Source organism: Gemmatimonadota bacterium (genome assembly GCA_026387915.1).
GTDB lineage: Bacteria > Gemmatimonadota > Gemmatimonadetes > Gemmatimonadales > Gemmatimonadaceae > Fen-1231.
The window spans coordinates 57,080-78,897 of sequence record JAPLKS010000022.1; the positions used below are offsets into that span (position 1 = coordinate 57,080).

Here is a 21,818-nt window from a genome sequence, read left to right on the forward strand (position 1 = left end):
GAGTCACGCCTATTTTTTGTGCTCCGCCTCGAACAACTTGCGTTGCTCACGAATCAGATACGCCTGAATCGCTTTTGCGTCAGCTGGCGTGAGCAGATCGGAGAAGCTCGCCATCCCGTTCGCCGCGTACATGCCGCCGAGTACCACGGAGTCGAACACGGCGTGGGTTGCGGCGGGGAGACGATGCAAGTCGGGATATGACGAGAGCTGCTGCTCTCCCTTGCCGCTATGGCACCGGGCGCAGCGCGCGCCAAACAACCCAGCACCGCGCGTCGCCGCCGTATCGGAGTACCACGCCAGCTTCGGCGCTTCAGGCGTCGCCACGACCGGACGCTTCGGCGGCAGAGGCGTGGCGCCACCGCCAATCTTGAACGCGAGAATGCGGCCCGTGTTCAGATACTTCGTTGTAGCGAGCAACGGCGACAACGCCGGGTTGACCGCACCTCCGAAACCTGCGAACACCGCGACGTACTGCTCGCCATCAATCTCGTAGCTCACCGGCGCTGCCATGATGCCCGTGCCCACGTCGATTTCGTGCAGTTTCTCGCCGTTGTCCGCGCGATACACAATTAATTTGCCAGCGCCGGTGCCCTGAATCACAAGATTTCCGGCCGTCGTGAGGACGCCACCGCCAATGAACTCGGTGAGCCCAATCGGCACACGCCACCGTTCCTTCTGCGCCACCGGATCCCACGCGAGCAGAAACTCTTTCACCGCCATAGACGGTTCCCCGTCCACGGCCTTCCAGAACGCCGCCGCCTGTTCTTTTGAAACCGGAATAGGCATGCCGTGGTTCGCCTTGAACTCGTTCGGCAGATCATTAAACATGGCGCCCGATCCCACATTCGCGTCGCCAGGCATCCAGCGATACGTGTCTTGGCGGAAAATCATCATCCCTTGATCGCGCGCCGGAATGTAGACGAGTCCGGTCTGCGGATTGAACGCCATCGGCTGCCAGTTGTGCGCGCCCGCCTGCGTGGGGAACACCACCTTCGGGTCCTTATTGTAGTTCCCCTTGCCGGTGGGAATCGGGCGCCCAGTCGAATCCACTCCCTTCGCCCAGTTCACGTACACAAAGGGCTCCGCCGAAATGAACTGCCCCGACTCGCGATCAATCACAAAGTAAAAGCCGTTCTTCGGCGCCTGCATGATCACCTTGCGCGGTTTTCCTTTGATCGTGAGATCCGCAAGAATCATGTTCTGCGTGGTGGTGAAATCCCACTCTTCGCCGGGCGTGGTTTGGTAGAACCACTTCATGCGCCCATCATCGGGATTAATGGCGAGGATGCAATCGAGATACAGATTGTCGCCGCCGCTCGGGCTACGGAATGCCATGGGATACGGCGAACTGTTACCGGTGCCAACGTAAAGCAGGTTCAACTCGGGGTCATAATTCATTTCGCCCCAGACCGTGCCGCCCAGCCCCGACGCCCAATCAGACTTGGGATCCCACGTCTTGCGAGCCGTGGTGACTTCGGGATGTTCGTCCGGTCCCTTGGCGGGATCGCCCGGCACCGTGAAGAAGCGCCACTTTTTCTCGCCGGTGTTGAGGTCATACGCCGTGACATAGCCGCGCACGCCGAACTCCGCACCGCTGTTCCCCACCACTACGACGTTCTTCGCCACAATCGGCGGACCGGTGATCGTATAGAAACGCGAATCGCGCTCAATAAACGTGTCCGCGCGCCACACTTCTTTTCCGGTCGCGGCGTCGAGCGACACCAGCCAGCCGTCGAGCGTTGCCACATACACATGGCCACCCCACACCGATAATCCGCGGCTCACCACATCGCAGCAGGCGCGACGGCCATAGCTACCGTCCACCTTGGGGTCGTAGCGCCACTTTTCCTTACCGGTTTTGGCATCCACCGCAAAGGCGCTTCCCCAGGGGCCAGACACATAGAGCACGCCGTCCACGACAATCGGCGTTGCTTCCTGACCGTGATCCACGCGGCCACGATGCGACGGCGCCGAATATTCCCACGCAAAGCCGAGTTTAGTGGCGTTTGCGGCGCTCAGCTGTGTGAGCGGCGAAAAACGGTCGGCCTTGTAGGTACGTCCGAGCCCCAGCCATTGCCCCGGTTCGGCGTCGCCATGCGTCCAGCGGTCGAGGGTCACATTGCCTGGCGCTTTGCCACACGCGGACAAGGCCACCAAGAGCAACATCGTGAACGAGCGTCCGCGCATGGAAGGAACCCCTTGAGGGTGAGGAATGAGCATGGCCGCCAGCAGCTGGCGCCGAACAGCAGGCTCCGGGGGGGGCCGCTACAACTTAGAGTCGGTGGGAATAATGGCGCGATCTGAACTCCACCGCTATACGCGCGGGTAACCGTTACTCCCGCTGGAGGGGTCGTGGCGGAGACGCAGCGGAGCTACATTCGCCTCCAGCCGTTCACTTCCATTCGAGATGAGGCGCTATGCATCAGCCCGGTGTCGTGCTCCGCAGGTTTATCGTCGTGGCAGCCGTTACAATCGCCGGCTGTCAGCCAGCGGCAGCTCCAGCCGGCGGCGGTGATGCGGCCGCGCAGGCAGGCGACATTAAGGCGGTGGAAGCGGTGCTTCACGGCTGGTACGATGCCGCCGAACGCCAAGACTCCGTTGCGTGGAAAGCGGCGATGCTGCCGGAGTTCTTTATTGTCGAAGATACGAACGTGTTCGACAAAGCGGCGATCACCAAGATGGTCGTAGAAGGATTTCCCGTGGGCAGGGCGCGGGCCACGTTGAGTGACTTCCGCACGCAGGTGCGTGGCGACGTCGCGTGGTCGACCTTCCGCAACACGGAAGACTGGACGCCGAATGTCGGAAAACCCGACGCGCCACACCGGTTCATCGAGTCGGTCGTCTTTCGCCGAGTAGATGGCGCCTGGAAGATGGAACGCTACCACGCCACCGCGATCAATCGCCGCTAACCTTCGTGGATCTCGATATGCGAAAACTTTTCATTGCCACTTGTCTGCTTGCGACGAGTTTCTCCCGCGCGGCATTCGCGCAGGCTGCGCCTACAGCGCCGGGGGCACTGGCTCCAGAAATTCTCTGGGATACCTGGGGCGTCCCACACATTTACGCCGCCACCGATGCCGGCGCCTTCAAAGCCTTTGGCTATGCGCAAATGCAAGCGCATGGTGACCTCATCTTGAAACTGTACGGTCAGGCGAGAGGGCGCGCCGCTGAATACTGGGGCGAGTCGCATCTCACCACCGACCGCTTTGTGCGCACGCTGGGAATCACGCAGCACGCTGCGCAATCATATCGCACAATGTCGCCCGCCCTGCACGCCAACGTCGCGGCGTTCGCGGCGGGCATCAACGCCTACGTCGCCCAGCACCCCGACAAGATCGCGGACAGCGTGAAGGTGGTGCTCCCGGTGACGGCCACCGATGTGGTCGCGCATACGGAACGGGTCATCTACTACTTGTTCATGTTACTCGGACAGGTGCAGATGCCCAGCAAGTTCAACGATGCATCCAAGCCCGGTTCGAACATGTGGGCCATCAGTGCCGGTCGCTCCGCGTCGGGGCACCCGATGTTACTGGGCAATCCGCATTTGCCATGGAGTGATCTGTACCTGTTCTTTGAATCGCAGATCACCGCCCCCGGTCGTGATTTCTACGGCACCACGCTCGTCGGCTTTCCTGTACCAGTCATCGGATTCAACAACAACGTGGGCTGGTCGCATACCGTCAACACACAGGACGGCGTGGACGACTATACCCTGACCCCGCGCGGCAACGGCTACTTGCTTGACGGGGCTGAACGGGCCTTCACCACGCGGAACGAGATTCTCAAAATCAAAAGCGCCACCGGCCTGCGCACGGAGACAATGCGCGTCCGCACCTCCGTCCACGGACCAGTATTCGACGACAGCACCGGCACACTCCGCGCCGTGCGCATTGCGGGCCTCGACGACCCGAACATGCTCGAACAATGGTGGAAGATGGGCGCGGCAACCTCCATGAAGGAGTTTGAATCCGGCGTGCGCGGCATGCATGTGCCGTTCTTCAATATCATGGCCGCCAGCCACGATGGTCACATCTACTATTTCTTTGGCGGAAAAACCCCTAAGCGCGTGCGCGGTGACGGCGCTTTCTGGCGCGCTCCCGTACGCGGCGACAGCTCGGCGCTCATCTGGAAAGAGACCCTCGCCTACGATCAACTTCCGCACGTGATGGACCCGCCGTCGGGCTGGCTGCAGAACGCCAACGATCCGCCCTGGACGGTGACCTGGCCCCTCGTGTTCAAGCCGGATGCCTATGCCGCCTACGTGGCGCCGCGTGAAATGTCGTTCCGCCCGCAGCGTTCCGCGGCCATGCTGATGGCCGATAGCAGTATCACTTTTGACGAGCTCGTGCAGTACAAGCACTCCACGCACATGTTGCTGGCGGACCGTGTGCTTCCGGAACTCCTCGCCGCCGTACGCATCACGGGCGACGCCGACGCCAAGCGGGCGGCCGTTGTGCTCGCGGCGTGGGACGGCAACGCGAACGCCGACAGTCGCGGCGCCGTGCTCTTCAGCGCGTGGGTGCAGCAATGGCTCGGACCGGTGGGCGAAAAAGCATTCGCGCGCCCATGGCGACTCGAGGCGGCGGTTTCCACGCCGTCCGGCATCGCCGATCCCGCACGCGCAGTGAAAGCATTGAGCGCCGCCGCGCTCCTCACCGAAAAGAACCACCATGCGCTCGACGTCGCATATGGCGACGTCAACCGCTTGCGCTACGCGGGCAAAGATCTTCCGGGCAACGGCGCAGCGGGTGACCCGTTTGGCGTATTCCGCGTCGGTTACTACGCGCCGCAACCAGACGGCAAGTCGGTGTTCAGCGCGGGGGACAGCTACTATCAGGCCGTGGAATTCGGCACACCCCTCCGCGCGAAAGTGCTCACCGCCTACGGCAACGCTTCGCAACCGAGTTCACCGCACCGCGGCGACCAACTCGAACTCTTTGCCGCCAAGCAAATGCGCGATGCGTGGCGCACGCGGGCAGAAGTGCTCAAACACCTCGAGTCAAAGGACGTGATCCGCTAGGGATAGCGCAAGAACGAATCACCGTCGGGACCGGCTCCGCTGCGATCACACGCTGCGCACGCTGCGCACGCTGCGCACGCTGCGTGTGATCGTCAACGCGACGCTTCAGTTTCCTATGGCACCACGCTGTACAAGAACCGGAGCCCTCGCACCACCGCCGTTCCGTATGAATCGCCGTGCCCCAAGCCGGGGTTGATGTCGCTCTGTAAGCGAAGCCCGGGGTAATGTCGCGACGTGAGCGCCGATGCCAAGCGCATCTGGCCACTCACAATGCGCCCAACGCCCTCAAGAAACGGATCGCTCATCTCAAGACTCCCGGACGCCAAGTAGATCCCAACTTTGAGATCTTTGTGCGAGGCAGCCCATCGCGCTTCCTGCCGGTCCATTTCGCCATCGCCGTACGCCATGGCCGGACTCGAGATGATGTACTTGGTAAAACGCGAGCCCGGCTGAAAAATTACATACGACGCAAAGAAGCCACCGGCTGATACGCCGACCAGCCCGAGCTGTGTGGTGTCTACCGGAAAACGCTTTTGGAGCCCAGCAACAAGTTCGTTATTGATCGCCGCCAGAAACTTCTGTGCGCCACCCGTGCAGGGACCAGACCACGCCGCTTTCATTTTTTCGCACGTCTGTTGCACCACCTCACCGAACGGATCCTTCATCTGCCAGTCCGGCGGCGAAAACTCGTAGACGCGACGGCGCGTAAATACTTCCTCACCCAACGCGAGCGGTGCCCCGATGCTGGCAATCATCAAGTCGCCAATCGCGCCCTGATTTCGGAGCGAACGCACTGCGTCGAGCGTCGCGTTGAATGCATCGTTCCCGTCCGTCACCACTAACAACGGAAGCGTCTTCCCGCCCTCGGCTTTGAAGGTGGGCGGCACCCACACCGACACCTCGTAGCGCACGCCCATGGAGGGCGAATCAAAGACAAATGCTGAGACGCCCGGCACCACATAGGGAACCGACTGCAGCGATTGCGCGGCTACTGGCGTGACGGTCGTCGCGAGTACAAACACCGCGAGTGCGGAGACCCGATAAAACAGACGCATTCGTAAAATGGGCTTGAGGAATGAACGGGAACGACGCAGCGATAACCGCTTCACCAGCATTACGGCTTCGCCGGCTTGATGCGTGTGAAGACGATCGGCTTCACACTCGCCTCGATGGGAACTGACACCGACGTGACGCCTCCCTTTTCATCCAGCGCAAAGGTGACGCGTCCGCTCAGCATAGCCTTCGGTGCAACCGCGAACACATCGTAGTGCACATGCTCAAGCGGCACTTTGATGTCATCAAGCGCCATGTCGAGCCCTTTCGCGCCAGCGTGAATCTCCAGAACGCCGTAGCCGGGGTGCTCATATCGACCCGCAAAGTCCGCCAACGCGCGCGACGGGGTCGTGCCAGCCACGCGTGTCTTGATGTCTGCCGCTCGCATGGCCTTCATCGCAGAGTCGGCCATCTTCGTCTGCTTGCGAGCCGTCCCAGTCCAGTCGAGCGGGGGGAGACCCAACATCCGATCTACCAGATACAGCGCGAGCGCGTTCGGCAGTGGATTCCCGCCACCATCAGTGTTTCCAGTGTTCGAGAGAATCACAAAACCAATCTTGTCGTTCGGCAGCCACCCCATCTGCGAAATGAATCCATCAATACCGCCGCCGTGAATCACCACCTTGTGGCCACGGTAGCCCACCACGCCGAGTCCGAGCGCGTACGTGTCCGGCCCGAGTTCCGGCACACCGGCAAACAGCCATGCGCCGGGCACCACCGCGCGCGACGTCTGCATCACCGAGTCCTGCTTCGCCGAAACGAGTTGCTTCCCTTCCCAAGCGCCGAAGTGCATCCGGAAGGATACGTACTTGAGCATGTCGTCCACGCTCGCATTGATCGATCCCGCCGGACCAACGGCGTCAATCTGACGGAATGGAATGCGCGCCACTTTGCCGTCGGTATAGTCGTAGGGATAGCTGAAATCATCCGCCTTCGTCATCTCGGAAACCGACGTGGTCGAGCGCGTCATCCCAAGCGGCGCAAAGAGGCGCCCACGCACCTGCTCCTCCCAGCTTTTTCCGGTAATGCGTTCGCTGAGCACGCCGGCACTCAAGAACATGAGGTTGTTGTACTGCCACACATTGCGGAATGACGTATTCGGCTCCAAATACTTGAGCCGCTGAAAGATCTGATTGCGCGTAAAGGCACGTCCGTACCACACCGCATCGTGCCGCGGCAGTCCGGAGACGTGCGACACCAAGTCCATTGGCGTCATGTTGCGGCTCGCGTAGTCATCATACAGCTCAAAATCCGGCAACCAAGTGCGCACCGGTTTATTCCAGTCGAGCTTGCCTTCGTCCACCAGCATCGCGAGGAGCGTCGTGGTGAAGGACTTGGAGTTGGAACCAATGGCAAAGAGCGTGCGCGAGGTTACCGGCTTCGCGGCCTCCACATCGCGGAAGCCATAGCCCTTGGCCATCACAATCTGGCCGTCTTTGATAATGCCCACGCCCAGCCCAGGCACGTGGAAGTCGGCCATCATCGTTTCGATGACCTGGTCTACGCCTCTGAGGTCGGGAGCGGCAGCCTTGGACTGCGCCGAAATCGGCGAGACCCATAGCGCGCCCTGAACAACCAATCCAACAGCAACGGACAGTACGCGGGTACTGCGCATGCGCAAACTCCTGTAGTGAACATGACTATTGGGGGGTTGGACGCTGGGAATTGTGGCGCCCGCCCTCACGACACGCTAGCCCTGTCGGCGCGGCGCGTGATTGCTGGGTACACCCCACAGAGACTAGCGAAGAACGGCTCCAACCATCACAATTGCTCCAGCCGCCGCGACCAGTAACCACACCGCCGGAGTGCTTTTGACAATCTGGATCTTCGACGTGATGTGGACCCTGATGCTGTTCGGCGTGGCACTCTTCACCGGCTGCTGCATCGTCTTCAATCCCGCGATTCGCGGCATTCGCACGATGGGCATTCTCTCGTCCTATGCAGTGGGCATTTGGATGCTGATCGTGCTCCCAGCGAAAATCGCGATTGGCACCTGGTGCGTCTTTGCGTCAGCGGGTGGCGTGATCGCCTTTGCGTACGAACTGTGGGCGCGCCGTCGTTATGCCGCGGCCGGACGTAAACCACGGCCGTTGATATTGTTGCAAGGCTTCATCCTCTGGCCTGGGATGATCCCTGATGCCATTGAGGGCGTGCTCGTGGACACCGGTATCCTCGAGCCAAGCGGGCCGAGGGAAGCAAACGGCTCCACGGAAACGAAAGCTTAAGCGCCGCTGTTGTTCGAAACCGGCAAGCACACGACGCCTCGTTTACCGGGCGCAGCGCCACGCACGGCTTCCTCACCCATCATTGTAACGATCGCGTTCTTCCCCCGGAGAGCATTGTGCCAAAACGAATGCAGGTGCAGGGCGTGCATCACATCACGCTCGTCGGTTCCACGCGCCAGAGCGCCATCGATTTCTGGCAAGGCGTGCTCGGCATGCCGTTCATTCTCGAGCAGCCAAACCTCGGCAAGGGCGACGAGAATCACCTGTACTTTGATCCCGGCGACGGCCGATTGATCACCGTCTTTACCAGCGAGAGCACACCGGATGCCCGCCGGCATGCGCCACGCGAGGTGGGGTGCGTGGAGCACATCGCGTTCAACGTTTCACGCGCGACGTTCCTGCAGGCGCCCGCGCGGCTCACCGAGCATGGTATTGAGTTCATTCAGCGCGATCGGGGCTTCATGGACTCGATCTACCTGCGCGATCCTAATGGTCTCAAGGTGGAACTGGCCTGCTACAAGTTCGAGACGCCCGAAGGCTTTCGCGCCGCAGATGTGCTCATGACGGCGCAACGCCTTCGCGTGGAACGCGAACATCATCACATCACCGAGGAGCATCTCGCCGACGCGATCGAACTCCTCATGGCCCAACGCGACCGCCTGCCAGGCTAGTTCGCGCACTGTCTGTAGTGATTGAGGAAATCCGAAAGCACCCCCCACTTTCTCAGGAGATCCGTACGATGATCGAACTCATGATCTTGCGCGTCATCCATATTGTCGGCGCCGTGGTGTGGGCCGGCACAGGCGTGTTCGTCAGCTTCTTCCTTCTCCCCGCCATGGGGATGGCGGGCCCGGCCGGAGCGCCCGTAATGGGCGCCCTCATCAAGCGTCGACTGTTTGTCATTATTCCCAGCATCGCAACCATCACGATGCTCGTCGGCGTGCGCATGCTCTGGTTGGCATCCGCTGGATTTTCGTCGGCCTATTTCATGAGCAACGGAGGTCGCACGTACCTGTTCGGCGCCCTCGCGTCATTGACGGCATTTACCATCTTCATGACCGTCAATCACCAGGCCATCGGCAAGATGGGGCTGCTGCAACAGCAGCTCGCGCAAACCCCGGAGGCCGACCGCGGGCCGTTGATGGCGCAACTCAATGCCGTGCGCGCCCGAGCCACGGTGGGAGCGCGGGCGAGTGCCCTCCTCTTGATCGCCACCGCGATGGCGATGGCTATCGCCCGTTACATCCCGTAAGGCGAGACGGGCGGGCGCGTGGTGTGAGTGGTCAGTTGGTGACGAATCGCGGTTAGCGCTTCGTCACCAACCGCTCGATCGCGCGCAGCCCGTCATCTCCCACATCGAGACTGAACGCATTCACGTAGAGCGCGATGTGCTGCGCGCACACCGCATCGCTCATTTCCTGCGCGTGCGCCCGCACATAGTCGCGGCTCGCCTCGGGATGATCGAACGCATACTGCACCGACGCCCGAATCGCGCGCTCAACGGCGGCAACCGTCTCATCGTCGAGATCGGATCGCGCGCAAATGCCCGCGAGTGGCACGGGCAACCCCGTCTCCTGCTTCCACCAATCACCCAAGTCCACAGCCTTTGACAATCCGTGTTCGGCGTACGTAAACCGGCTCTCGTGAATGATGAGCCCTGCGTTGACGTCACCGTCGGCCACCGCCTTGAGGATGCGGTCATAGCGCAGTTCAACGACTTCGCCGAGCGTAGGCGCCGCGAGCTGTAACAAACGAAAAGCGGTCGTCTCACGCCCCGGAATCGCCACGCGGCCGCGCACCGCATCGGCCAGCGACATCGGCGTGCGCGTGACCACCAGCGGCCCCACGCCTTCGCCGAGTGCGGCACCGCTGCGGAGGAGGCGATACCGCGTCCCCACACCAGCAAAGGCGCCAACGCTCAACTTGGTCAGTGCGAACGCGCCGTCATGTGCGCGCCGGTTCAGTTCCTCGATGTCGAGGAGTACGGGCGTCACGCGGAACGGCAGGTCAATGAGTCCGTGCGTCAACGCGTGAAACGCAAAAGTGTCGTTGGGGCAGGGCGAGTAGCCAAAGGTTAGCTCACGCATGGTCGCCACCTGCCACCGCGCGCATTAATGCTGCCACGAGCGCCGGCGTTGCACGCGTGATCGCCGCGAACGCGTCATCAAAGTGCCAGCGCGCACGGTCAGACTCTTCGACTTCATTGGAGATGGCGCGCACCTCAATGGCGGGTACTCCGGCATGCTGTGCTGCGCGGAGCACGCCAAAGCCCTCCATCGCCTCCACGTCGCACCCGATGCCGCCGCCAATACGGGCACTCGTTCCAATCACGAGCGAACGCGCGGCTGGTAAGACGTGCTGCGCCGCGGCAATAAGCGCTGGCGCGGTGTCCACGGTGTTCGGCGCCCAGTCCGCGGTCACGCCGAGGTCGCAGTAATGTGACGCCGTGCCAATAATCATCGTGGTGGGCGCAATGCCGCTCGCGCGCCGAGCGCCAGCGATTCCCACGTGCAGAATGGCAGACGGCCGAAGCCGTGCGATTTCCGCCGCGGTCGCAGCGGCGGATTCCACCGGCCCGACCCCACACAAGAGCGTGCGCCAACCTTGCGGCGTTGCACATTCGCGCGCGGTGGCGCACACGACTAAAACGGATGGTGATTCGGCCATATGCAAGAAGTCTAGAGACGGTGCCGCTCGCTCACAATCGCGACCTTTTCATCTTGGCGAGACATACCCAGGCAGACCGGTTCCCAGCCTGCGAAACTGGCGCCAGCACGCGTGCGGCGGCATCGTTACCACCGACGACAGCGGACATCACCATCGCCCATCATTTCTTCTCGGAGAATTGCCGTGCGCATCAGCCGTACCGTACCGATATGGCTTGGTGGCACGATGCTGCCGTTGATGTTCGGCTGCGCTCCCTGGCGCGCGCCCGCAGCATCCGCAACGGCGGCAACGGCGGCAACGGCGGTGGAGCCGTTCCGCACCGATCTCGCCGTGAGTGGCGAGGGCGCTCCGCACTATCGCATTCCCGCCTTGATTGTGACCACGGCAGGCACGGTGCTCGCGGCCTACGACGCACGCCCCACACTCAACGACCTGCCAAGCAACATCTCACTCGTACTGCGCCGCTCCACCGACAACGGCCGGACGTGGGGTGTGCCCATCATTGTGCGGCGCGACACGGCACCAAACGGCTACGGCGATCCGTCACTACTTGTTGATGACAGTACGAAACGCATTTTCCTCTTTCACGCGGCCGGTGTGCTCCAAGGCTTCTTCGGCTCCCACACCGGCAACGACGAAGCCAATCCAAACATCTTGCAGGCCGACGTTTCGTTCTCCGATGACGACGGTCTGACGTGGCGCCACCGTCGCATTACCAATCAGATCAAGCGGCCGGCATGGGGCGGCCTCTTCGCTTCATCTGGCGCGGGCATTCAACTGAAGCGCGGTGCACACGCTGGCCGACTCGTGCAGCAGTACGTCATTCGCATCAACGGTGCCGTCTGGGCCGCCAGCGCTTTCAGCGACGATCACGGTGACAGCTGGCGAATGGGCACTCCCATCGGCCCGGGCGCAGATGAAAACAAAGCCGTCGAACTCGCCGACGGCCGTCTGATGCTCAACAGCCGCGCCAAGCCCGTGCGCAAAATCGCTTGGTCCAACGACGGCGGCGAATCGTGGAGTGGCTGGCGCGATGAACCACAGCTGACCGATCCGGCAAACAACGGCGCCATCATCCGCTACGCCCCGGACGGAGCGCCGACCGCGCGGGAGAGCCACTGGCTGCTGTTTAGCAACACCGAGCATCCCAGCGAACGACGTAATCTGGTGCTGAAGCTGTCGTGTGATGATGGCTCCACTTGGCCGGTGCGGACCGTCGTGGACGCTGGCCCCGCAGCCTACTCAACCATCGCGATCCTCAGGGACGGCGCACTCGGCGTCCTCTACGAACGAGGCGACTACGCCACCATCACCTTCGTACACCAACCGCTCCCGCGGTCTTGCCCCACCCCGTAGCGGTCAGAAGAGGCGTGACACGACCTGACTTGCTACATTTCACTCCTTGTCACGCGCCTTCCTCCGCGACGATCCCCCGGATCTCCGCCCGCAACTCAATCACCGCCTCCCGCCCCGCGATGACCCGGGCTATGACGCGGCCGCCGCGCGCGCCCTGCTCGATGGCGCGCGGGTCAGTGAAGTGCTCGCAGCGGAGGAAGCCACTGGGCTGCGCTGGGGGGAATCGCGTTTGCGCCCGCACGTCGAGCGCATCCTTGAGGAAGCCCGCGCGACACGCGATGACCGACTCGAACAAGTGGCGGAGCGCTTTCTTCGGCAGCCGGTGTAACGCAGCCGTGCGCCCCGCACTCCGATCGCTCAGCGTGTTTGTGCTCTCTGCGACGCTGCTGCCCGGCATGTTCGCATCAGTTGAACTAGACTGCCACAATGAGGCAGAAATCAGCTGCACCGATGAGAGCTGCCGAGTCGCGGACCAGTTCACACCAATGCAAATAGGCTACACCGCGCGTCAGCTTCGAATTTGCGCGTACTCCGGCTGCTGGGTCGGCAAGCCAGTGAGCACGACCTCGGGCTCACACCTGCACGTCTCCGCGCACGCCATGCGTTGGGAAGGCGCCGGTACTAATCCCACCGACGCGCTCCTGAGCATCGACCTGAATGGCACGGTCGGCGTCCTACGCGTTGCGAGCTTTGCCCTTCCCATTCGGTGCAAGGTCACGCGTACGGGGCATCATTGAACCACGCGCACGAATCGGATTTTTGACACGCGGTTGCCGTCGAGCTGGAATCCCGCTGACTTCCCGCGCACGGGGGCGTCAAACTGCACCAGCAACCCCGCGCCATCCGTATACCGATACGCTACGTCGGTAGCCGGTAGCGTCGTCGGACGATTGCGAGGCCGGCGGATCTGCAAGGATGCCCCGTCCGCCACGACCTCCCATACGGCATCATTCAGCTCCACGCTCGTGTATCGGCCGACGATCGCCGCCTGTTCCGCCGGGCGCGGCGCGCCGGCTGTTCTTGCATTCGCGGCACCCGCCCCTGCCCCGCGCGCCGTCACAGCCACGGGGCCAAGCGCATCGCGCAACACGATGTCGGCCATGCGCAGCGAAAGCGCACCGGTGTTCGCCGTACTCGCGTTACACAACATGGCGACGCTGGTGTGCTGCTCCGGAAATCGATACAGTGCCGCGCGATACCCGCCCGTGGCGCCGGTGTGTTGCACGAGCTTGAGGCCACGATAGCTCTCGACCGTGAGGCCAAAGGCATAATCATTGGCCGTACCGCTCGTGAGCGGCTCCGTCGTTTGCATCAGGTCAACAAAGGCGCGGCCACCCACCTTGGCATCATAGAAGTTCTCGTCCCAGCGCTGCAGGTCGGCGAGCGTGGTCACAATACCGCCCTGCCCCACAAGGTCGTTGTTCCAGATATCCACGCGCCACCCACCGCCATTCGGCGAATACGCTGCGGCGCGGCGCGGAATGATCTCGTTGTGATCGTCAAGAAACAGCGTCTCGCGCATACCCAGCGGACGAAAGAACGCCGAGTCGGCAAAGCGGCGCAGTGACTGCCCTGTCACACGCTGCACCAATACGCCCAACGTGAGATAGCCCGTGTTGCTGTACCGATATTCACTGCCAGGCACAAAGTTGAGCCCCTTCTGGCGCGCGGCCAGCGCGAACATGTCGTCCACACCGTAACCGTCATCATTCCGCATTCCCGCCAAACTGACCAATTCCCAAAAATCGCGAAGCCCACTCGTGTGATGCACCAAATGGCGAACCTTCACCGCCGGCGTGTACTCTGGAAACTCAGGAATGTATTTGCGTACATCATCCTCGAGCGAAATGCGCCCCGCCTGCACGAGCAGTGCAATACTCGCTGCCGTGAACTGCTTCGACACCGACCCTACCGTGAATCGCGTACTCGGCGTAATCGCCACGTCGTACGTGAGGTTGGCAAACCCGTACCCGCGCGAAAACGTCATCGCGCCATTCTGATAGACCGCCACACCGCACCCTGGCGATCCAGAGTGCGCATACGTCGAGAACAAGGTGTCGATGGCAGCCGCGGAGCGTGAAGGCAGTGTCGCCTGACTAACGGCCGGCGCGGGAACGAGCAGCGTAGTGACTATGACGCCGCACACGACGAACTCATGGAAGGCTGGGCGCACGTCAAACTCCTCAAGCAACGGTCAATGGAAATGCAGGGATGGACGGCGGAACGTGACAGAGTATGGCGCCACTCCGGGCCGAACGCCATATCCGTACGGCAGGCGCTAAGCATTGCCGACGAGCGGTTGGCCATGTTTCGGTAGCGGGTCAGAGCGCGTACCTTCACACCGTCCTACTGACGGTGATACATCTCGGCGTGACTGGAGGGTCTGTCATATATGCAACTGCGTCGCACTCTGTACCTCGCCACCGTAGCGTCTTTCGTGTGGAACCTCGCACTGGTGGTCGGCGTAGTCCTCGACGCTTCATACGCGTACCGCCGAGCGGCAGGCGGACAGTTTTCTGGCTTTCCGCTGGCCGTTCGCATCACCTATGTGGTGATCACGGTCGTTGTGACGTACCAACTGCGAACGTTTCATAGACTTTTCCGCGGCGATCGCATCTCGCCAGCATGGTTACCGCGCGCATTCTTCTTTCTGAGTCTCGCCAGCGTTCTCGTGAATGCCATATCGCCTAGCTCGGCGGAACGGTTCAACGCCATTCCCGCCGCCATTATCGCGTACGCCTTCTGGCGTCTCAGACCGACCGCATAGCCAAACTCACGCGCGCTTTCCGTAGGGCGTGCGCTAGCGCAGCTCCTGCATTGGCAGGCCGATGTATGACAGCGCCCGCGCACCGCGCTGCACCGTCCATGTGGGGGCCGCGTGCGCAGGAATCATCGCAAACATTGGGCGGTCTGCCCCGCTCAGCGCGAGTCGAATACGATGCCCCGCTTTGAGCCGTACCGACGTGGCAAACAACTCAAATGGTATGTCTGCCACTGTTCCCGGTACCAACGGCGCCGCACTTGCCGCGTCGTACGGATGATACGGGCCAAAGAGACGGTACGGCGGCGCATCCGCCGACACTCGACGATGCCGCGCTCGAAGCATCCCCTCGGTGAGATAGGTGACCTTTCCGTCCGGCGCCACATCCTCCAGATACGCAAAGAACGCACCGTCATCGTGCGTTGAAGCCACCTTCAGCCAGACCACCGGCACACCCGTGATCTCCACGTCGTTGGCAAGCGGAACGCTGGTGTATGTCAACAGTTTGGCGTCAGACTCCGCACGATCGTCATAAATCACATCGCCACCCCCGAGTTGCGTGTGCCAGCGCGTGGCATCCCCGGTCGTGGCAGTGGTGTCCACGGTGTAGCGGTCGCTCGCGTCAGCAACGGTGGGAGCGCGTGGCGACAACGTATGCGCCGAGTCGAGATACCAACGCGTGGTAGTAATCCCCGCCGGCGGCCACTGCGTGGTGGTGCGCCAGCGTCCGTCGTTCATCGTGTAGTAGCGAATCTCGTGTGTCGGGGTGACCGCGGTGCCTTTGAGAAATCCATCGAAAAACGCGAGCAGCTGTTGCTGTTGCTCACGCGACGACGGAACCGTTGCTGTGGTGTCTGGCAGAAATGGATCAATGTGATGACCACCGCCGTGGCTCCACGGTCCAATCTCCAACTGTTGCGGCGTCTTCAGCGAAAAGAAACGACTGAGCGCCACATTGACGGTGCCAGCATCGAGCCACCCGACGCGCACGAGCATCGGGGTCGCCAACGACTCGACCGCGCCACGCATTCCGTAGGGCGACACATCACCAAAGGTGCGGTGCGACGACGGAAAGCTGTCGCGCGGGTTCACGAGCTTTCGCATTTCGGTGAGCACGTCGTAATTGTGGCGCGCGGCCACAATAGCCTTGAGCTCACGGCCGTCGGCATCGCCGTCGACGGGCTTAATGCCGCTCACGAAGAGCCGCAACATAAAGCAGGCAAAACCCGAGGCACCGTCAGCGGCGCAATAGTTATTGGCATCGAGTGCGTTGTTCGCACCGCCCCACTCTTGCAAGAACGCCTCAGCCAGCACGCCGCCGGGCATCGCGAGGTCGAGTGCCGGGTCGTAGTCGTCATACAACGGTGCGACCGCCTTCACTGCCGAACGGCCCGTGGCGGCGAGCATCTCTGCGGTATTCCCCGCGTACGACACACCCCAGCCGCCTACGCGCCCGTTGGACCACGGCTGCCGCACGATGTGATCCACGATCTCGCCGTAGTCCGCGAGTTCCTCCGGCGACCATTCGCTCGTGCGCGTCCCCGACGACGCTCCGCTCCCTCGCGCGTCCACCAGTACGACCGCGTATCCCGCGTCGAGAATCGCCGCCACACTTGGCCGGAGCGAACTGTATTGACCGATGGACGTCGAGGCGCGCGAGAGAATCCCCGGCAGCGTTGCCCGCACGTACCGCGTGGACTGAATCAACGTTGGAACCTTCTGCCCCACTGCGAGTGAGGCGGGATACCAAATGTCGACCGCGATCCGCGTGCCGTCGCGCATCGTCACATACCGCGACTCATTGCGCTTCATCCCCGCCGGTACCCGCGCATCGCCCACGTCCTTGGCCGTGTACGCCAGCACCGTGACGACACCACTGAGAAGCACCACGAGCGCAATGCCGATCAGCGCGATTCGCTTCAACACGAGACTCTCCGAGAGTGGGTCAGGCAGGACGGCGTGTCGCCGCTCCGGTAAAGCGGAGCAGACCACGACTCGCACGATGACGCACACGCGGCGGGTTCGTCCCCAAGAGCGCGCGGTACCACAGCGTGGACAAAAACTCGGCGATCGCTTCGTCCGTCGGCGCGGTCGCGGCAATCAGGGGACGTAACTGCTTCACGCGCGCCACAAACAACTTGCGCACCATCTCATCCATCATCGCTCCGAGCGCGTGCACCGCGAGCAGGAGCGTCGCTTCGTCGGTGCCCGACGCCGGAAACCGCCGACGCAGATTCTGCGTCACATGCAAGAACCATTCATGGCTCAGCCGTTCGTGGAGCGCCATGAACTCCGGCACCTGATCGCCAAGCTGCAGCAGGCAACGCATGAGCCCCGCATTGGCGCGCGCCGAGGAGACCCACGCAAGATTGGCCGCGTAGAGCGCCTCAAAGAGCGGACGGGGCGGCGCGGCGGTGCGGCCCGTATGAAAAGTGGACTGCAGAAACCCCGTGAGCACTTCGATGGTAATGTGCTCGGTGTTGCGGAAATACTGATAAAACGTGGCCGGTGAGGTCTGCGCCCGTTCACAAATGTCACGCACGCGCAGGCGCAGATACCCGCGCGCCTCAAGCGCCTGCACAGCCGCCAACGTCAGGCGGTCGCGCGTCCGTTCACCTTTGCGCTTATCGGCGCCCGCCGCCCGCTGCTGGCGACGAAGGATCGTCGCGTACGAAAGCGTCATAACACGCACGATAACGCCGCCGCCCGTCACTCTGCCACCCCTCGTTTGCGGAAAACTGACATTGGTGTCAGTTTTCTCAGAGACGCCGCTCCCGCGGATTCCGCCGTCACGACCTACCGCCCCGCTGAGGCCACTGCTTATGCCGCCCGAAACGCCCGCCCCGCGCTCCATTCAGTCCTTCGAAGCGGGCCGCGACCTCGGCACCTCCGCTTGGGTGACCGTCACGCAAGCCATGATTAGCAGCTTCGGTGATGTCACCCAGGACCGCGATCCCATGCACGTCGACCCTGCGTGGGCCGCCAAAGGGCCGTTCGGCAACACCATCGCCTTCGGCTTCCTCACGCTGTCGCTGCTCACGCACATGATGCACAACGCGATGGGCACCGACTCGAGCCACTACGATCCCACGCAAGGCTACTATCTGAACTACGGTTTCGACCGCGTACGCTTCATTACGCCCGTGCTGGTAGGCACACGCATTCGCGGCCATTTCCGGGTGGTCGAACTGCGGGCCGACGCCGGGAATCGCAACATCGTCAAGTTTGCCGCGACCGTCGAAATCGAAGGGAACGACCGCCCCGCCCTCGTCGCCGAATGGCTCAGCGTTGCCGTACCCGCCGCAACGGCGTAAGCCACCCATGGCAAAGCCACTTCCCAAGCCCGCCATACTCGGCTTCGCGCTCGGCTCGCTGGGCTCCGGTGTGTACTCCACGGTCCCCACCGTACTGCTGCTCTTCTACTGCACGGAGGTGTTGCACATCCCGCCGGCCTTCGCCGCCACGATTGTGTTCATCCCCAAGGCGTGGGCCATTGTGTGGGATCCGCTCGTCGGCGCCTGGAGTGATCGCAGTCGGTCGCCCCGCGGCCGGCGCGCGCCCTTCATTCTGGCAGGTACAGTTGGCATCTCGCTCACCTTCGCCCTGCTCTTCAATGCGCCGGGCACCTCGACGATGGCCGCGGGCGGATACGTCATGCTCGTCTATTTCGTCATGGCGTCATCGTACTCGGTGTTCGCCGTGCCATATGTGGCCGTGCCGGCTGAGATCACGGACATCGCGGCCGAACGCGAACAGTTGATGGCGTGGCGCATGACCACGGCTATGGTGGGCGTGCTGGTCGGCGCCGGCGTGGCGCCGATGCTCGTCTCCGCCGCCGGCGGTGGACGCGGTGGCTACAGCGTGATGGCGTTGATCATCGCGGCCTTCTGCGCCACAGCAATGCTTATCACGTACTTCACCGTACGTCGGTATCACACCAACGACCGTGGTCATTCGCGCCCTGCCGCAGACCTGCGCGCCGGACTCCGTCGCGTGGCAGCCAACGCTGACTACGTACGGCTCTGGATTGCCTACTTGCTCGCGATGAGTGGCACGGCCGTTTTCACCGCGATGGTGCCCTACTACGTGACCCATGTGCTCGCACGGCGCGAAGCCGATACCGGCACCGCACTGTTTGCCCTGCTCATTGGCACCATTCTCTCCATCCCGCTCTGGACCAAAGCCATGAAGCGCTGGGGCGGATGGCACGCGCTTACCGGAGCCTTTGCCGCGTACGCGGTCGTGGCGGCTGTATTCGCTGTAATGCCGAGCGGACTTTCGTTCGGCGCCGTGGTGGCAGCGATGTTTGTGCTCGGTGCTCCGTTCGGCGGCATTCAATTGTTGCCGTTTACTCTCCTCGCGCACATTGCGCATGCTGAAGCGGCAGCCGGCGATCGACAGGAAGGGCTCTACACCGGCGTCTGGACAGCGGGCGAGAAACTCGCGCTCGCCATTGGCCCCGCCGTCGCGGGCGGCGGACTCGCACTCACAGGCTACGTTTCAGGTGCGGCGCAGCAGACCGAAGCGGCGCGCCACGGGCTCCAATTATTGATGGCGCTGGTGCCAGCCGTCTTTTTGGCGCCGGCCATGGTCATGCTGCTGCGACGCCGCGGGGCGAAGCACACGGAGCACGCGCATCATGTCTGATATGGTGTTGCGCCCAACACCGGTAGCGCACCGCGTCAGCGACTTTGTCACCTGGTACGCCGAGCGAACACCGCAGGCGGAAGCATCGGTGCACGAGGCAGATCGACTGACCTACGCAGCGCTCGCCGCGCGCGTCGACGCCGTCGCGCGCGCCCTGCTTGCTGTCGGCGTAAAGAAGGGCGATCGCGTCGCCACACTCGCTCCGCCGCACCCCGATTACCTCATCACCTTTCTGGCGAGCGCATCCATTGGCGCGATCTGGATGGGGCTCAACCCACGGTATCGCACCGACGAGCTCACGTACGTTGTGGCTGACGCCGAGCCAAGCGTGCTCTTTGCGCGCACCTCGTTCGGCGACCGGCAGTACGACGCCGAGATTGCCGCGATGCGCGCAGCGGCGCCGTCCGTTCGACAGGTGGTAGCGCTGGATGACACGGGAGCCGCTGGCACAGAATCCATCGCGGCATTTCTCGCACGTGGCAGCACAGTGCCTGACGACCGCCTCGCCACCGCGCGTGCGGACTGCGGCGGACGCGACGCCTGCCTGCTCGTGTATACCTCGGGAAGCACCGGACGCCCCAAGGGAGCACTGCTCGCCCACGATTCCATTGTGCAGTTCTCCAATGGGCAGAACCGCGCCTGGCCCATCAACGACCAACGATTCCTGAACTACTTCCCGATCAATCACGTCGGGTGCGTCGTTGATATGTCTGTGCCCACCCTCGCCGCCGGTGGCTGCCTCATCTTTATGGAGCAGTTCACTCCTGACGCTGCGCTCGCCCTGATGGTGCGCGAACGCGTCTCGGCGTGGGCCTCCGTGCCCACGGTCTTTCAAATGCAGCTCGAGCTCCCGGATTTTGCGAGCTACGATCTCTCGGCGGTGCGCCTCATTATTTGGGAAGGGGCGGCAATGCCCGTGGAGGTGATTCGTCGCCTGCGTACGATCGTGCCATTGATGGCCACGAACTACGGCATGACCGAAACCACGAGCGCCATCACCATTGTCTATCCCACAGAAGACGAAGATGTGCTCGCCAACTCCGTAGGCAGCGCATTCGAAGGCGTGCAACTGCGACTCGCCGACGAACATGGCAAAGCCGTAGCGGACGGCGCGCCCGGCGAAGTGCAGACACACTCCATCTACAACACACTCGGCTACTGGCGGCGCCCCGACGCAACGGCGGCCGCCTTCACCGCCGATGGCTGGTTTCGCACCGGCGACCTCGCCGTGCAGCGTCCCGACGGTCGTTATCGCATTGTCGGCCGCATCAAGGAGATGTACAAGTCCGGCGGCTACAACGTCTATCCGCGCGAAGTCGAGGACTGCATCCAGTCGCACCCCGACGTCGTGATGGCGGCCGTGGTCGGCTGCCCAGACCCACTCTGGCAGGAGGTAGGCGTCGCCTTCGTGGTTGGACGAGGCGCGCTCACCGCGGATGCACTCGAGAAGCACTGCCGCGAACATCTCGCCAACTATAAGATTCCAAAGCGATTCGTGCTCTGCAGCGAACTCCCGCTCTTGCCCATCGGCAAGGTAGACAAGGTTGAGTTAGCTCGGCGCGCGCAGCAGGACGCCACCGCGTAGCAGAAAAACTGATCGACATTCCCGCCCCACCCATCACACGGAACCGCTCATGCGTCTCACCGTCAACGGCACCGCTCGCACGTACGATGGCGATCCCACCCAGCCACTCCTCTGGTATCTGCGTGATGAGCTGACACTCACGGGCACCAAGTTCGGATGCGGGATTGCCGCGTGCGGCTCCTGCACGGTGCACGTAGACGGCGAAGCCATTCAGTCGTGCGTGACACCGATGAGCGCCCTCGCCGACAAAAAAGTGACGACCATCGAAGGCCTCAGCGCTAAGGGTGATCACCCCGTGCAGACGGCGTGGGCCGAGGCCAACGTGCCGCAATGCGGCTACTGCCAATCCGGTCAGATGATGGCCGCGTCCGCGTTACTTGCCAAAACAGCCCATCCCACCGACGCAGATATCGACCGCGCCATGTCGCTCGTCATCTGCCGCTGCGGCACCTATGATCGTATCAAGTCCGCGATCATCGCCGCCTCCAAGGGAGGGCGCTAGCC

21 protein-coding genes are annotated in these 21,818 nt (G+C 62.6%); 13 read left to right on the forward strand and 8 right to left on the reverse strand.

Annotated elements, in window-relative coordinates; all coding sequences use genetic code 11:
* Nucleotides 1–9: 9 nt before the first annotated feature.
* The gene (locus NTZ43_14225; protein ID MCX5768371.1) at nucleotides 10–2,187 is read right to left on the reverse strand and encodes a PQQ-dependent dehydrogenase, methanol/ethanol family; all 2,178 of its coding nucleotides are present in this window, start codon (nucleotides 2,185–2,187) and stop codon (nucleotides 10–12) included.
* Nucleotides 2,188–2,417: 230 nt separating this feature from the next.
* Here NTZ43_14225 and NTZ43_14230 point away from each other — a divergent pair, with 230 nt between their 5' ends.
* A complete protein-coding gene (locus tag NTZ43_14230; protein MCX5768372.1) occupies nucleotides 2,418–2,909 on the forward strand; it encodes a nuclear transport factor 2 family protein in 492 nt (163 codons plus the stop codon).
* Between the two features lie 17 nt (nucleotides 2,910–2,926).
* Complete coding sequence (locus NTZ43_14235; protein MCX5768373.1) at nucleotides 2,927–5,020, forward strand: acylase; 2,094 nt, start codon at nucleotides 2,927–2,929, stop codon at nucleotides 5,018–5,020.
* A gap of 113 nt (nucleotides 5,021–5,133) precedes the next feature.
* Here NTZ43_14235 and NTZ43_14240 read toward each other — a convergent pair whose 3' ends face one another.
* Both NTZ43_14240 and NTZ43_14245 read right to left on the reverse strand, forming a co-directional pair.
* Complete coding sequence (locus NTZ43_14240) at nucleotides 5,134–6,075, reverse strand: alpha/beta hydrolase-fold protein (protein ID MCX5768374.1); 942 nt, start codon at nucleotides 6,073–6,075, stop codon at nucleotides 5,134–5,136.
* 59 nt (nucleotides 6,076–6,134) lie between these two features.
* A complete protein-coding gene (locus NTZ43_14245) occupies nucleotides 6,135–7,688 on the reverse strand; it encodes a serine hydrolase (protein MCX5768375.1) in 1,554 nt (517 codons plus the stop codon).
* Between the two features lie 196 nt (nucleotides 7,689–7,884).
* Here NTZ43_14245 and NTZ43_14250 point away from each other — a divergent pair, with 196 nt between their 5' ends.
* The 3 genes from NTZ43_14250 to NTZ43_14260 all read left to right on the forward strand — a co-directional run bounded on the left by NTZ43_14250 (nucleotide 7,885) and on the right by NTZ43_14260 (nucleotide 9,550).
* Nucleotides 7,885–8,298, forward strand: coding sequence for a hypothetical protein (locus NTZ43_14250; GenBank protein MCX5768376.1), 414 nt, complete (start codon nucleotides 7,885–7,887; stop codon nucleotides 8,296–8,298).
* 128 nt (nucleotides 8,299–8,426) lie between these two features.
* The gene (locus NTZ43_14255) at nucleotides 8,427–8,969 is read left to right on the forward strand and encodes a VOC family protein (protein ID MCX5768377.1); all 543 of its coding nucleotides are present in this window, start codon (nucleotides 8,427–8,429) and stop codon (nucleotides 8,967–8,969) included.
* Nucleotides 8,970–9,037: 68 nt separating this feature from the next.
* Nucleotides 9,038–9,550, forward strand: a complete 513-nt coding sequence (locus NTZ43_14260) for a hypothetical protein (protein ID MCX5768378.1) — start codon at nucleotides 9,038–9,040, stop codon at nucleotides 9,548–9,550.
* 52 nt (nucleotides 9,551–9,602) lie between these two features.
* Here the strand turns inward: NTZ43_14260 and NTZ43_14265 are convergent, their stop codons facing one another.
* A complete protein-coding gene (locus tag NTZ43_14265) occupies nucleotides 9,603–10,385 on the reverse strand; it encodes a 1,4-dihydroxy-6-naphthoate synthase (GenBank protein ID MCX5768379.1) in 783 nt (260 codons plus the stop codon).
* Nucleotides 10,378–10,965, reverse strand: coding sequence for a hypothetical protein (locus tag NTZ43_14270; protein MCX5768380.1), 588 nt, complete (start codon nucleotides 10,963–10,965; stop codon nucleotides 10,378–10,380). The genes NTZ43_14265 and NTZ43_14270 overlap by 8 nt, the downstream gene beginning before the upstream one ends.
* Before the next feature lie 183 nt (nucleotides 10,966–11,148).
* Between NTZ43_14270 and NTZ43_14275 the strand changes: the two genes are divergently transcribed.
* Genes NTZ43_14275 through NTZ43_14285 form a run of 3 tightly spaced genes read left to right on the forward strand, consistent with a single transcriptional unit; the run spans nucleotide 11,149 to nucleotide 13,058 of the window.
* Complete coding sequence (locus NTZ43_14275; GenBank protein MCX5768381.1) at nucleotides 11,149–12,321, forward strand: sialidase family protein; 1,173 nt, start codon at nucleotides 11,149–11,151, stop codon at nucleotides 12,319–12,321.
* A 46-nt stretch (nucleotides 12,322–12,367) separates the two neighbouring features.
* The gene (locus NTZ43_14280) at nucleotides 12,368–12,649 is read left to right on the forward strand and encodes a hypothetical protein (GenBank protein ID MCX5768382.1); all 282 of its coding nucleotides are present in this window, start codon (nucleotides 12,368–12,370) and stop codon (nucleotides 12,647–12,649) included.
* 7 nt (nucleotides 12,650–12,656) lie between these two features.
* Nucleotides 12,657–13,058 (forward strand): hypothetical protein, encoded by a 402-nt coding sequence (locus NTZ43_14285; protein MCX5768383.1) that lies wholly within the window; start codon nucleotides 12,657–12,659, stop codon nucleotides 13,056–13,058.
* Here NTZ43_14285 and NTZ43_14290 read toward each other — a convergent pair.
* Entirely contained in the window at nucleotides 13,052–14,494 is a 1,443-nt protein-coding gene (locus tag NTZ43_14290) for a serine hydrolase (GenBank protein ID MCX5768384.1), read from the reverse strand. The genes NTZ43_14285 and NTZ43_14290 overlap by 7 nt on opposite strands.
* A gap of 219 nt (nucleotides 14,495–14,713) precedes the next feature.
* Here NTZ43_14290 and NTZ43_14295 point away from each other — a divergent pair, with 219 nt between their 5' ends.
* A complete protein-coding gene (locus NTZ43_14295) occupies nucleotides 14,714–15,088 on the forward strand; it encodes a hypothetical protein (protein MCX5768385.1) in 375 nt (124 codons plus the stop codon).
* A 33-nt stretch (nucleotides 15,089–15,121) separates the two neighbouring features.
* Here NTZ43_14295 and NTZ43_14300 read toward each other — a convergent pair whose 3' ends face one another.
* Nucleotides 15,122–17,008: a CocE/NonD family hydrolase gene (locus NTZ43_14300; protein MCX5768386.1), complete on the reverse strand. Its 1,887-nt coding sequence runs from the start codon at nucleotides 17,006–17,008 to the stop codon at nucleotides 15,122–15,124.
* 19 nt (nucleotides 17,009–17,027) lie between these two features.
* Nucleotides 17,028–17,765 carry a TetR/AcrR family transcriptional regulator gene (locus NTZ43_14305; GenBank protein ID MCX5768387.1) on the reverse strand — a complete coding sequence of 246 codons (738 nt, stop codon included), beginning with the start codon at nucleotides 17,763–17,765 and terminating at the stop codon, nucleotides 17,028–17,030.
* A gap of 139 nt (nucleotides 17,766–17,904) precedes the next feature.
* Between NTZ43_14305 and NTZ43_14310 the strand changes: the two genes are divergently transcribed.
* From NTZ43_14310 to NTZ43_14325, 4 genes are read left to right on the forward strand one after another with little or no spacing between them, the layout of a single operon-like run.
* A complete protein-coding gene (locus NTZ43_14310) occupies nucleotides 17,905–18,396 on the forward strand; it encodes a MaoC family dehydratase (protein MCX5768388.1) in 492 nt (163 codons plus the stop codon).
* Between the two features lie 7 nt (nucleotides 18,397–18,403).
* A complete protein-coding gene (locus tag NTZ43_14315) occupies nucleotides 18,404–19,729 on the forward strand; it encodes an MFS transporter (GenBank protein MCX5768389.1) in 1,326 nt (441 codons plus the stop codon).
* Nucleotides 19,722–21,314, forward strand: coding sequence for a class I adenylate-forming enzyme family protein (locus tag NTZ43_14320; GenBank protein ID MCX5768390.1), 1,593 nt, complete (start codon nucleotides 19,722–19,724; stop codon nucleotides 21,312–21,314). The genes NTZ43_14315 and NTZ43_14320 overlap by 8 nt, the downstream gene beginning before the upstream one ends.
* 49 nt (nucleotides 21,315–21,363) lie before the next feature.
* On the forward strand, nucleotides 21,364–21,816 hold the full coding sequence (locus NTZ43_14325; protein ID MCX5768391.1) for a (2Fe-2S)-binding protein: 453 nt from the start codon (nucleotides 21,364–21,366) through the stop codon (nucleotides 21,814–21,816).
* The last annotated feature ends 2 nt before the right edge of the window (nucleotides 21,817–21,818 follow it).